Raw genomic sequence first — 12,689 nt, 5'->3', positions numbered from 1 at the left:
GTCACTGTTCATCGCCGCCAGGGGCGGCTAGGATAGGCCCCTAACTAAATCGATTCAGAGGCGACCCTGTATCGCCGCCAGAGAAGCGAGCCATCCCGTGTCTTCGTCACGCCGCATCACCCTGAAGGAGCTGGCCCAACACCTCGGCGTATCCACGGCCAGCGTGTCCAACGCCTTCAACCGCCCGGACCAGCTGTCCCAGGACCTGCGCGAACGTATCCTCGCCGAGGCCCGCCAGCTGGGCTACCGCGGCCCCGACGCCAAGGCGCGCAGCCTGCGTACCGGCCGTTCGCAGATCGTCGCGGTACTGCTCGCCGAGAGCCTGACCTACAGCCTGAACGATGCGGTGGCCAGCGAACTGCTGTCGGGCATCGCCGAGGTGCTGGACGCCCACGGCCACACGCTTCTGCTGCTATCCGGGCGCCAGGCAAACGATCGCATGCCGGGCTCGGCCAGCATCGCCGACGGCTTCATCGTCTACGGCCTGATGCCCAGCCCCTCGCTGCTCGGCGATCTGCCGTCGCAGCGCCCCCAGGTGGCGGTGGACTTCGACATCTCGGGTCAGGCCAGCGTCCATGTGGACAACGCACCCGCGGCACATGCCATCGCCTGCCATGCGCTGAGGAGTCCGCCGCGTCGCGCCGGCATCATCAACCTGCGCCTCACCGAGCAGGCCTGCAACGGTCGCATCGGCGACGACCAGACACTGCTGTCAGCGGATCAGACCATCACCCGCGCACGCCTGGACGGCTTCTTCCAGGCCTTCGCCGAGCACGATATCGATCCCGCCACGCTGCCGATGTGGAACATCGAGGAGAACACCTTCGATGTCTGCACCCCGGTGATCGAGGGAATCCTCGACCTGCCCGACGAGGAGCGGCCCGACCTGCTGCTGTGCATGTCCGACCGCATCGCCCTGACGGTACTGACCCTGGCCGAACGGCGTGGCATTCGCATTCCCGAGGATCTGCGCATCACCGGGTTCGACGGCATCGCAGAGGGCCAGTACCGCTCGCCGCGGCTGACCACGGTGCGTCAGGACAGCGTCGAGAAGGGCCGCATCGCGGCACGCATGGTGCTGGGGCTGGAGCCGGAAGCGTCCCGCCTGCTCGGCACCGAGCTGCTGGTCGGCGAAAGCTGCCCCTGAGCGGACTTGCACCGGAATTGCATCCTCCCGATGGCCGGTTGCGCTACGCTAGGGCACTTTGCCCGTTCAGCCGAGAGCCCGTGTCATGTCCCTTCGCCACGCCCTGAATCCGGCCGTGTCCCGACTCGGCGTCAAGCTGTTCGCGATCATCCTGATCGTCAACGTCGCCATCTCGGGGCTGGTCTTCATTGCCGTGTCGAGAAGCCTCGATCAGGGCTTCATCGAGTACCTGGACCGGACCCAGACCCGCCGTGCCGAGACCCTGGCCACCGGGCTCGCCGACGAGTGGGCAAGGCGCGGCGACTGGCAGTGGCTGCGCCAGTCGCCGCGGGCCTGGCATCAGGTCGTGCGCCGCCAGCTTTGGCCCGGCGAGGCGCCACCTGAAGGCATCGAACGCCGCCTGGGCGACCCCAAGGACTTCGTGCTCCACGACGCCGGCGGCCTGCCGGTCATCGGCCTGCCGCCGGACAACGATCTCGAGGCCGCGGAGCTGCGCTGGCTGCCCATCGTCAGCGACGGCGAGCGGGTCGGCACCCTCGGCTATCGTCCGCCACAGCAGCTGATGGCGCGCATGGACCGCATCTTTCTCACCCAGCAGCAGCGCAACCTGACGATCATCGTCGGCGCCCTGGGACTGGCCTCGCTGCTGCTCGCGGGGGGGCTCTCCTGGTGGCTGGGGCGGCGGGCCCGGGGCATGATGCTCGGCACCCGCCGGCTCACCGAGGGCGACTACAGCATCCGCCTGCCCGAACGCGGCCGCGATGAGCTGTCGAGCCTGTCGCGGGACTTCAACGTGCTGGCCGCGACCCTGGAGGCCAGCCGCGAGGCCCGCAGCCGCTGGGTCTCGGACATCGCCCACGAGCTGCGCACCCCGCTGGCCGTGCTGCGCGGCGAGATCGAGGCGATGCAGGACGGCATCCGTCCGCTGGACCTCGACAGCCTCGGCTCGCTGGGCCAGGAGGTCGGGCAGCTGGAGCGCCTGGTGGCCGACCTTCGGCTGCTGTCGCAGAGCGATGCCGGCGCCCTGGAGGTGCAGCTGGCACCGCTGGACCTGGCCGCCAGCCTGGGCGATCGCCTCGACGAGGCCGGCACCTGGCTGAAGGATGCCGACATCACCCTCGAGACCGACATCCCCGGCCCGGCCTGGATCCGCGGCGACACCCAGCGCCTGCGCCAGCTGTGGACCAATCTGCTCGACAACACCTGCGCCTACACCCACACGCCAGGACGGCTGCGGGTCACGCTCACTGCGGTAGGCGACCATTACCGGCTGTGCTGGGAAGACAGCGCGCCCGGCGTGCCGGAGGCGGAAATGCCGCGGCTCACCGAGCGCCTCTACCGGGTCGAGGGCTCGCGCAATCGCGCCAGCGGCGGCAGCGGTCTGGGCCTCTCCATCGCCATGGCCCTGGCCCGTGCCCACGGCGCCGAGATGACGCCCAGTGCCTCGTCGCTCGACGGGCTATGCTGGACCCTGACCTTTCCCGCCATCGCCGATCATCAGCTCAGGGAGGAAGACGCATGAGCACAACGGAACTCGCGACCGATACCGTCCTGATCGTCGAGGACGAACCCAAGATCGCCCGCCTGGTGGCCGACTACCTGACGGGCAGCGGCTTCGCGCCGCATCACCTGGAGCACGGCGACGCCGTGATGCCCTGGCTGGAGGAGCGCGAGGCGCTGCCCGAGCTGGTGCTGCTGGACCTCATGCTGCCCGGCACCGACGGCCTGACGCTGTGCCGCGAGATCCGCCAGCGCTGGCCCGGCGTGGCGATCATCATGCTCACCGCCCGGGTCGAGGAGGTCGACCGCCTGCTGGGCCTGGAGCTCGGCGCCGACGACTACATCTGCAAGCCGTTCAGCCCCCGCGAGGTGGTGGCCCGAGCCCGGGCCGTGCTGCGTCGCAGCCGCGCCGCCACCGCGCCGGAGGAGGCACCGGAGGAGGCCCAGCTGAGCCTCGACGACGAGGGCTGGCGGGCGCTGGCCGATGGCCACGACCTGGGGCTGACCGCGGTGGAGTTCCAGCTGCTGCGGGTGATGATGCACTCCCCCGGGCGCATCTTTTCCCGCGAGCAGCTGATGGATCACATGTACCGCGACCATCGCATCGTCTCCGAACGCACCGTGGACAGCCACATCAAGAAACTGCGCAAGAAGATCGCCGAGATCTGGCCCGAGCGCGAGATCATCCGCTCGGTCTACGGCGTCGGCTACAAGTACCAGCCGGAGGAGTGACAGGGCACGAGCCGGACGGCGTCCTCGAAGTTTGCACGCTGGCTGCAAACCGCTTGCACACCCGGGGGCGACAGTGAAGGTGTCCATTCGAGGCCAAGAGGATTGCCCGAGATGAAGAAGACGCACCTGACCCGCACGCTGTTCGCCCCCGCCCTGCTCGCCGCCGCCATCGCGCCGCTGGCGTTCTCCGCCAGCGCCGGCCAGGGTGGGCCCCACGGACAGCCCCAGCCGGGCGGCTTCCACGCCGAGCAGCGCGAGGCACTGTTCGACCGCGCCGGCATCGATGCCGAGACCCGTGACGAGCTCGCCGAGGCCCAGCAGGCGCATCGCGAGGCCATCCGGGAACTGCGTCAGGACTACCGCGAGCAGATCGACGGGATCCTCGACGACGAGCAGCGCGCGGCCCTCGACGAGGCCCGCCAGCAGATCCGCCAGGAACATCGCACCGAGGCGCGGGAGGCGATCAAGGCCCGCGTCGATGCAGTGATCGACGGCTGGGACCTGGACGACGAGACCCGCCAGTCGCTGGACGAGCTGCACCACGCCTTCATGGATGATGCCCAGGCGCTGAAGGCCCAGTCGTTCGACTCGCGAGACGAACGCCGCCAGGCCTGGAAGGCGATGCGCGACCAGCACCATGATGCCCTGGCCGAGCTCCTGAGCGAGGCCCAGATCGCCGAGCTGGAGCAGGCCATGCGCCCGCCCCATGACGGCCCGGGCCATCGCGGCGAGCGCGGTCATCACGGCAAGCCCGGCCCGCATGGTGGTCCCGAGCGGGCCGAGCAAGACGCCGATTAACGCTTAAATTTCATAAAGTTATATCAACCCACGCCCGGCCACTGGCCGGGCGTTTTCGTGTCCGAAAGCAAAAGAATACTTCGCCTTGCGATCCGTGCTGTTGCAGGCATCAGGGGATGTGCGTATTTTATTTGAACGTTCATTCAAAAAAACAAGTCGCCCCTGCGACAGGAGTCATTTGCGAATGTCGGATTACACCGCCCATCCCGAGCGACGAGATCGCATCAATCGCACCGTCTTTCACGGCAGCGTGACAGGCATCCTGGTCTTCCTGGTGCTGACCATGACGTTCACCGAGGAGGCCGGCGCCTTTTTCGACGCCGCCCTGGCCTGGGTGAGCGACACCTTCGGCTGGTATTACATGCTGGCCGCCGTGGTCTATCTGGTCTTCGTGATCGCCATCGGCTGCTCCCGCGTCGGCAACATCCGACTCGGCCCCGACCACGCCCGGCCCGAGTTCTCGCTGCTGTCCTGGGCCTCGATGCTGTTCGCCGCGGGCATCGGCATCGACCTGCTGTTCTTCTGCGTGGCCGAGCCGCTGTCGCACTATCTGACGCCGCCGGACATGGCGCCGGAGAGCGCCGCGGCCATGCGCGCCGCCGTGCCGCAGACCTTCCTTCACTGGGGCCTGTCCGGCTGGGGCATGTACGTGCTGATGGGCATGGCGCTGGCCTACTTCAGCTATCGCCATCGCCTGCCGCTGGCCATCCGCAGCGCCCTCTACCCGCTGCTCGGCAAGCGCATCAACGGCCCGATCGGCAACGCCGTGGACATCACCGCAGTGATCTCCACCGTGTTCGGCATCGCCACCAGCCTCGGCATCGGCGTGATGCAGCTGAACTACGGCCTGACCTTCATGTTCGGCGTGCCCGAGAGCCTGGCCACCCAGGTGGTGCTGATCGTGCTGGTGATGATCCTGGCCACCATCTCCGTGATCACCGGGGTCGAGAAGGGCATCCGCCGGCTGTCCGAGTTCAACATGGCGCTGGCCGTGGCGCTGCTGCTGTTCGTGCTGTTCGCCGGCAACACCCTGCACCTGCTCGATGCCATGGTGCTCAACGCCGGCGACTACCTGAGCAGCTTCGTCGGCAAGAGCTTCGACACCTACGCCTTCGCCGGCGAGGATGCCCAGCAGTGGAAAGGCTGGTGGACCATCTTCTTCTGGGGCTGGTGGATCGCCTGGACGCCCTTCGTCGGCCTGTTCCTGGCTCGCATCTCCCGCGGCCGCACCATCCGCGAGTTCGTCCTCGGCGCCCTGCTGCTGCCGCTCGGCTTCATGATGGCCTGGATGTCGATCTTCGGTAACAGCGGCATCGAGATGGTCGCCAACCAGGGCCTCGTCGAACTCGGCGAGCAGGCGCTGAGCGCGCCCCAGACCACCATCTACACCTTCCTGGAGCAGTACCCCTACATCGGCATCACCGCCTCGGTGGTGACCATCCTCGGCATCGTGTTCTTCGTCACCTCCGCCGACTCCGGCGCCCTGGTGCTGGCGAACTTCACCTCCATCCTGTCGGACGTGAACCACGACGCTCCGATCCGCCTGCGCGTGTTCTGGTCGGCCACCATCGGCCTGGTGACCGTGGCCCTGCTGATGGCCGGCGGCCTCTCGGCGCTGCAGAGCGCGGTGGTGATCACCGCCCTGCCCTTCTCGCTGGTGATCTTCGCCATCATGGCCGGCATGAGCCGCGCCCTGAAGCTGGAGTGCACCAAGGCCGACACCCGCCGCCAGATCGGCGCCACCGGCACCCACAGCGACTGGCGCGAGCGCCTCGACCGGGCGCTGGACACCTCCAACCGTGCCGGCGCCGCCGCCACCCTCGAGCACGCCATCCGGCCGGCCCTGCGCCAGTTCGCCGAGGAACTGGAGAGCCGCGGCCAGACGGCCACGGTGAGCGAGGAGGAGGTCGAGGGCGAGCCGCTGCGCCAGCTGACCCTGCAGGTGGACTTCGACGACGCCGCCAGCTTCGTCTACCAGGTCCGCGCCCACCGCCTGCGCACCCCGAGCTTCCTGCCGGTGGACGACGACTACTACGTGCGCTTCGACGTCTACCTCAACGAGGGTGGCCTGGAGCAGGACCTCAACGGCTACACCCGGGCCCAGGTGATCCATAACGTGGTCACCGAGTACGAGCGCCACCTCTACTTCCTGGCCCGGGCCGGTCAGGACAACGCCAACGTCCAGGCGATGCCGGGCTCGGTGGGCGAACCGCCCCAGGACCTGAATCCGGCCTGAGTCTGACGCTCCGTGCCCTGACGACGGCGACCCTCGGGTCGCCGTCGTCGTGTCCAGCCCGCCTATCGGTTCCTTGTCCCGCTCGACGCCCGAGGCATGCCCGACCGAGCATCGAAAGAAGGCGGGGCACGACTCGCGTCGTGCCCCGCCTCGTTCTGTTGCCGCTTGCCGGGCCCTGGCTCGCCCACGGCCTACTGCATGTCGAGCACCACCCGGCCCTCGATGTTGCCGTCGATCATGCGCTGGAAGACGTCGTTGATGTTCTCCAGCCGGTCGCCGTGGACGGTGGCCTTGACCTTGCCCTCGCCGGCGAAGTCCAGGGCCTCCTGCAGGTCCTGGCGGGTGCCGACGATGGAACCGCGCACGGTGATGCCGTTGAGCACGGTGTCGAAGATCGGCAGCGGGAAGTCGCCGGGCGGCAGGCCGTTGAGCGAGATGGTGCCGCCGCGGCGCACCATGCCCTGGGCCTGCTCGAAGGCCTTGGGCGAGACCGCGGTGACCAGCACGCCGTGGGCGCCGCCGATCTCGCGCTTCAGGTAGGCCGCCGGATCGGTGGTCAGGGCGTTGACCGTCACGCTGGCGCCCAGGCGCCTGGCCAGCGCCAGCTTGTCGTCGTCGATGTCCACCGCGGCGACGTTGAGCCCCATGGCCCGGGCGTACTGCACCGCCATGTGGCCGAGCCCGCCGATGCCCGAGATCACCACCCACTGGCCGGGGCGGGTGTCGGTCATCTTGAGGCCCTTGTAGACGGTGACCCCGGCGCACAGCACCGGCGCGATCTCCAGGAAGTCGACGTTGTCCGGCAGACGCCCCACGTAGCCGGCATCGGCCAGGGCGTAGTCGGCGAAGCCGCCGTTCACCGAGTAGCCGGTGTTCTGCTGCGATTCGCAGAGGGTCTCCCAGCCGCCCAGGCAGTGCTCGCAGTGGCCGCAGGCGGAGTACAGCCAGGGCACGCCGACCCGGTCGCCTTCCCTGAGATGGGTCACGCCCTCGCCCACCGCGGCCACGTGGCCGACGCCCTCGTGCCCCGGGATGAAGGGTGGCTCGGGCTTGACCGGCCAGTCGCCGTGGGCGGCGTGCAGATCGGTGTGGCAGACGCCGGAGGCGGCCACCTTGACCAGGATCTCGCCGCGCCCGGGCCGCGGCACCTCGACCTCCTCGAGGCTCAGCGGCTCACCGAAGGCCCGCACCACGGCGGCTTGCATCGTGCTGTCCATGTGCTTTCTCCTCAACAACGGGTAGGGGAGCCCCGTCGCCGGAGGCGACGGAGCAGGCTGCGTCAGGGAGGAAATGCCCCGGGTTCGATGCCCGGGGTCGGGGCTTTCCGGGAATGACGGCGCCATGTCACTGGCGCAGCGACACGTCAGTCTGTCCTAGAAGAAGCCGAGGGGATTGGTGTCATAGCTGACCAGCAGGTTCTTGGTCTGCTGGTAGTGCTCGAGCGCGACCTTGTGGGTCTCGCGGCCGACGCCGGACTTCTTGTAACCGCCGAAGGCGGCGTGGGCCGGATACTGGTGGTAGCAGTTGGTCCACACCCGGCCGGCCTGGATGCCGCGGCCCATGCGGAAGGCGACGTTGATGTCGCGGCTCCAGACCCCGGCGCCGAGGCCGAACTCGGTGTCGTTGGCGATGGCCAGCGCCTCTTCCTCGTCCTTGAAGGTGGTCACCGCCACCACCGGGCCGAAGATCTCTTCCTGGAACACACGCATCTTGTTGTGGCCCTTGAGCAGGGTCGGCTGGATGTAATAGCCGCTGTCATAGGCCGGATCGAAGTGCTCCTTGTCGCCGCCGGTCAGGAACTCGGCGCCCTCCTCGCGGGCCACCTCCATGTACGACATGATCTTGTCGAACTGCTCCTGGGAGGCCTGGGCGCCGACCTTGACGTCGGTGTCCAGCGGGTTGCCGCGAGTGATGGTCGCGACCTTCTTCATCACCTTGGCCATGAAGGCGTCGTAGATGTCTTCCTGGATCAGCGCCCGCGACGGGCAGGTGCACACCTCGCCCTGGTTGAAGAAGGCCAGCACCAGGCCCTCGGCGGCCTTGTCGATGAACTCGGGCTCGGCGTCCATGATGTCGGCGAAGTAGATGTTCGGCGACTTGCCGCCCAGCTCCACGGTGGAGGGAATGATGTTCTCGGCGGCGCACTTGAGGATGTGCGAGCCCACCGGGGTCGAGCCGGTGAAAGCGATCTTGGCGATCCGAGTGCTGGTGGCCAGCGCCTGGCCGGCCTCGGCGCCGTAGCCGTTGACGACGTTGACCACGCCCGGCGGCAGCAGGTCGCCGACCAGCTCCATCAGCTTGAGGATCGAGGCCGGGGTCTGCTCGGCGGGCTTGAGCACCACGCAGTTGCCCGCGGCCAGGGCCGGCGCCAGCTTCCACACCGCCATCAGGATCGGGAAGTTCCAGGGAATGATCTGCCCCACCACGCCCAGCGGCTCGTGGAAGTGATAGGCCACGGTATTGGCGTCGATGTCCGCCGCGGTGCCTTCCTGGGCGCGGATGCAGCCGGCGAAGTAGCGGAAGTGGTCCACCGCCAGCGGCAGGTCGGCGTTCAGGGTCTCGCGCACCGCCTTGCCGTTGTCCCAGGTCTCGGCCACGGCCAGCAGCTCGAGGTTCTGCTCGATGCGGTCGGCGATCCTCAGCAGGATATTGCCGCGCTCGGCGGCCGAGGTCTTGCCCCAGGCCGGTGCCGCGGCGTGGGCGGCGTCCAGCGCCTTGTCGATGTCCTCGGCGGTGGAACGGGGAATCTCGCAGAACGGCTTGCCGTTGACCGGGCTGACGTTGTCGAAATACTGGCCCTTGACCGGCGGCACGAACTCGCCGCCGATGTAGTTGCCGTAGCGCGCGTCGAAGCTCACCACGGACTCGGGGCTTCCGGGGTTGGCGTAGATCATGGCGTGTCTCCCGCTGTTGTGGTTATGTGACTGCCACCCCAGTCTTGGCCAGCCCCGGCGTCTAGGACATACTGCGATGGCAGGAGAACGCCTCCTCCTTCGGTAGGAGGGCCCAGGGAAAGACGGACCGGCGCCCGAGCGTTCCAAGGAGTCCCCCATGAACACCCTGATGGTGGCCGACGACCACCCACTGTTTCGCGAGGCGATCGGCGCGGCGATCCGTGCCGGCCTGCCCAACTGCCGGCTGCTCGAGGCCGGCAGCCTCGAGGATGCCCTGAAGGGCATCGCCGAGGAGAGCGAAGAGCTCGACCTGCTGCTGCTCGACCTGGGGCTGCCCGATGCCGCCGGGCTGGCCGGGCTCGAGCGGCTGCGCGAGGCCTGTCCGGCGCTGCCGGTGGTGGTGGTCTCCGCCGAGCGCGAACGCAACCTGATCCTCGAGTCCATCGCCCTGGGCGCGGTGGGCTACATTCCCAAGTCGACGCCGCGCCGCGCGATGCTCGAGGCGCTGCGCCAGGTGCTGAGCGGCCAGATCTACCTGCCCCCGGACATCATGCGTCGTCCGCCTTCGCCCACGCTGGAGGATCATGCCTCGTTCGCCGCGCCCCCCGCCCCGGAGGCGCCCTCGCCGCTGGACGCCCTCACCGACAAGCAGCTCGAGGTGCTCGCCCGCCTGGTGCGGGGCGACGCCAACAAGGTGATCGCCCGGGATCTCGACATCGCCGAGACCACGGTCAAGACGCATGTCTCGGCGATCCTGCGCAAGCTCAACGTCGGCAGCCGGGTCCAGGCCATCCTGGCCGCCGACCAGGGTGAACTGGCCACCCGGCTGGCACGCCTGTCGCCCACGACGCCACAGCACGACTAGGCGCCGCCCGCCTCCAGCCGATGGGCAATCAACAGCCTCAGCCGCAGCGGCTTCACCGGCTTGAGCAGGCAGTCGTAACCGCGCTCCCGGGCCCGCTGCGTGAGCTCGCCATCCTGATGAGCGGAGATCACCACCACGCCGAGCCCGGGGTGGCGTCGGCGCAGCCGGTCCGCCACGCTGAGCCCGTCCGGGTCGCCTGGCGCCAGCTGGTAGTCGACCAGCAGCAGGTCGGCGCGCTCGCGCCGGCCGGCGGCCTCCAGCGCCGCCGGCGTGGCCGCGCAGCGCACCCGACAGCCCCAGCCCTCCAGCAGCGCCGCCATGCCCTCGAGGATCGCCGGGTCGTCGTCGAGCACCCAGACCCGCGCCCCGCTCAGATCGTGCAGGCCCGGCGGCACCTCCGCCGTCGGCGCCTCCTCGCGCCGGCCATAGGGCACCCGGATCGAGAACAGCGCCCCGCGCCCCGGCCGCGAGGCCAGATGCAGCGGGTGATCGAGCATGGCGGCGATGCGGTCGACGATGGCGAGCCCCAGCCCCAGGCCGCGATCGCCCTCGGCCGGCTCGCTCACGGCGCGACGGAACTCGAGGAAGATCGCCTGCTGCTGGGCCTCGTCGATGCCGGGCCCGGTATCGCCGACCAGGATCTCGAGCCCGTCGCGGCGGCGCCGGCAGCCCAGCAGCAGCCGGCCGTGCTCGGTGTAGCGCACCGCGTTGGTCAGGAAGTTGCGCACCACCCGGGCGAGCAGCGCCAGGTCGGAGCTGACCACGGCCTCGCTGGGCACGTAGCGGAAGTCGAGTCCCCGGGCACCGGCCAGCTGGCGGAACTCCTCGGCGATGACGTCGAGCAGCTCGGCCACCGGGAAGGTCGCGATATCCGGCGTCAGCACGCCCGCGTCCAGCCGCGAGATGTCCACCAGGGTGCCGAGCAACGCCTCGACGTCCTTGAGCGAACGGCCGATATGGCCGACCTGGCGCGCCGCCGCCTCGGGCAGGGCCTGGTCCTCCAGGGCGCTGGCGAACAGGCGGGCGGCGTTGAGCGGCTGCAGCAGGTCGTGGCTCACGGCGGCCAGGAAACGGGTCTTGGAACGATTGGCCGCCTCGGCCTCGGCCCGGGCCTCCTCCAGCGCCTCGAGGGTGCGATGCAGGCTGTCGGTGCGCTCGCGCACCTGCTCGGCGAGCAGCACGGCGTGTTCGAAGGCGCCGTAGGGCGCACCGTCGGCCATGCCGGCGGATTCCACCCGCTCGATCAGCGCGCCGCAGATGCGCCGCAGTCGCGCGTTCTCCTCTACCAGCGCCCGTTCGCGCTCGGTGGCGGGCTCGATGTCCGCTCGCTCAGCCCCGAGATCCAATCGCCACCCCCGTGAAGGTCTGGTTGATGTGCCGTCCCTGGTGCTGCTCGCCGTAGGTGTTGAAGCCCACCACCCGCGCCTCGGCCAGCCGTCGCGAGGCCTCCTCCATCCGCCCCTGGGCCTCCAGCTCCAGGCGCCGCAGGAAGCAGTCGCAGCCGAGGATCAGCGCCGGCGGCCCGAGGCGTCGCTCCAGCCCCTCCAGCATTGCGGAAAGCTCCTCGAGAAGCGGTGCCGGCTCCATGGCGGTCAGCACGATGCCGTTCTCCACCGCACAGTAGAAGCGCAGGCCGCCGTCGTCGTCGACCCGCTGGATCGAGCGCACGTAGTGGGCCTCGCCGATGCGCACCGCCAGCGGGTGGTGGGCGAAGACCCCGGGGTCGAGCTCGGTGACCGAACGCCCCACCAGGCGGGCATACTCCTCGGCGGCGGGCGCGGCATTGAGCTCCAGCACCCGCCGCCGCTCCCGGTCCACCGCGGTGACCACCAGCTTCTCGCGGCGTGGCCGCAGATGATGGGTGGTGAAGACCTCGAAGGGCCGGCGGCTGGCGATCATCACCACCACCGCCGAGGCATCATGGAAGCCGCCATCGGCATAGACGTAGGTGTGACTCAGTCGGTTGTCGTCGCCGGCGGAGCCGCCGAAGTTCGGGATGCCGCCGAGCGCGGCCTCGAGGGTCGACAGCACCTGCTCCTCGCGGCTGGAGAGGCCATCGAGCAGGGTCAGCACGAAGGGACGAACGTCGTCGCCGGGCGCCCGGCGACGACAGTCGGCGAGCAGGCCGTCGACCATCCGCTGCGCCTGGGGCAGCGCGAAGGCGTCGAGGTCGGCGACCCGCGCGCAGGCGATAGCGAAGTCGTCGCGGTCGAAGCCGATGGCCACGATGCAGCCGCGGCCGTAGCCCACGGGAGTGATCTCGCCGGCCGTGGTGCAGCCGGCCAGGGGCACGGGGGCGAAGGCACGCTCCAGGGCCTCGCCGAGTGCCGCCAGCGGATAGTCGGCGCTGCAGAAGAACACCACGAAGCCGAGCGCTGGCCCGGCCAGCGCCTCGGACAGCTCGGCGGCGGCCCGTTCGGGGTCGAGGCTGTCGCTGGCGGCCGTGCGCGGCGAAGCGGGCCGGAGGGAAGAAGCGGGAGCGGCGGAAGCAGCGGGCATGGCGACCTCGCGAGACGA

The 12,689-nt window shown here is 69.4% G+C and carries 10 protein-coding genes; 6 read left to right on the top strand and 4 right to left on the bottom strand.

The genetic code is table 11. The features are described from left to right. Positions 1 to 97 precede the first annotated feature (97 nt). The 5 genes from CVH10_RS10380 (at position 98) to betT (ending at position 6,413) form a co-directional block, all read left to right on the top strand. Positions 98 to 1,147: a LacI family DNA-binding transcriptional regulator gene (locus CVH10_RS10380; RefSeq protein WP_181244386.1), complete on the top strand. Its 1,050-nt coding sequence runs from the start codon at positions 98 to 100 to the stop codon at positions 1,145 to 1,147. Positions 1,148 to 1,232: 85 nt separating this feature from the next. Next, the gene (locus CVH10_RS10375; RefSeq protein ID WP_035594877.1) at positions 1,233 to 2,669 is read left to right on the top strand and encodes an ATP-binding protein; all 1,437 of its coding nucleotides are present in this window, start codon (positions 1,233 to 1,235) and stop codon (positions 2,667 to 2,669) included. Then, on the top strand, positions 2,666 to 3,379 hold the full coding sequence (locus CVH10_RS10370; RefSeq protein WP_046079307.1) for a response regulator: 714 nt from the start codon (positions 2,666 to 2,668) through the stop codon (positions 3,377 to 3,379). The genes CVH10_RS10375 and CVH10_RS10370 overlap by 4 nt, the downstream gene beginning before the upstream one ends. Positions 3,380 to 3,490: 111 nt before the next feature. Further along, on the top strand, positions 3,491 to 4,177 hold the full coding sequence (locus CVH10_RS10365; protein WP_052052426.1) for a hypothetical protein: 687 nt from the start codon (positions 3,491 to 3,493) through the stop codon (positions 4,175 to 4,177). Between the two features lie 184 nt (positions 4,178 to 4,361). Next, positions 4,362 to 6,413, top strand: coding sequence for a choline BCCT transporter BetT (gene betT, locus CVH10_RS10360; protein WP_106488624.1), 2,052 nt, complete (start codon positions 4,362 to 4,364; stop codon positions 6,411 to 6,413). Positions 6,414 to 6,604: 191 nt separating this feature from the next. Here the strand turns inward: betT and adhP are convergent, their stop codons facing one another. Both adhP and CVH10_RS10350 read right to left on the bottom strand, forming a co-directional pair. After that, positions 6,605 to 7,630 (bottom strand): alcohol dehydrogenase AdhP, encoded by a 1,026-nt coding sequence (gene adhP / locus CVH10_RS10355; protein WP_181244385.1) that lies wholly within the window; start codon positions 7,628 to 7,630, stop codon positions 6,605 to 6,607. Between the two features lie 156 nt (positions 7,631 to 7,786). Further along, a complete protein-coding gene (locus tag CVH10_RS10350; protein ID WP_106488623.1) occupies positions 7,787 to 9,307 on the bottom strand; it encodes an aldehyde dehydrogenase family protein in 1,521 nt (506 codons plus the stop codon). A gap of 157 nt (positions 9,308 to 9,464) precedes the next feature. On the opposite strand from CVH10_RS10350, the gene CVH10_RS10345 reads away from it, so the two are divergent. Further along, the gene (locus CVH10_RS10345) at positions 9,465 to 10,172 is read left to right on the top strand and encodes a response regulator transcription factor (RefSeq protein ID WP_106488622.1); all 708 of its coding nucleotides are present in this window, start codon (positions 9,465 to 9,467) and stop codon (positions 10,170 to 10,172) included. On the opposite strand, the gene CVH10_RS10340 is transcribed toward CVH10_RS10345, so the two are convergent. Both CVH10_RS10340 and nosP read right to left on the bottom strand, forming a co-directional pair. Then, entirely contained in the window at positions 10,169 to 11,518 is a 1,350-nt protein-coding gene (locus tag CVH10_RS10340) for a hybrid sensor histidine kinase/response regulator (protein WP_106488621.1), read from the bottom strand. The two genes, CVH10_RS10345 and CVH10_RS10340, sit on opposite strands and share 4 nt — an antisense overlap. Continuing rightward, a complete protein-coding gene (gene nosP / locus CVH10_RS10335; protein ID WP_035594901.1) occupies positions 11,502 to 12,671 on the bottom strand; it encodes a nitric oxide-sensing protein NosP in 1,170 nt (389 codons plus the stop codon). Before nosP ends, CVH10_RS10340 begins: the two co-directional genes overlap by 17 nt. Positions 12,672 to 12,689: the final 18 nt, after the last annotated feature.

This window comes from Halomonas sp. ND22Bw, from assembly GCF_003011945.1.
In the GTDB taxonomy this organism is placed as follows: Bacteria; Pseudomonadota; Gammaproteobacteria; order Pseudomonadales; family Halomonadaceae; genus Halomonas; species Halomonas halophila.
This window is presented reverse-complemented; position numbering and strand designations above follow the sequence as displayed.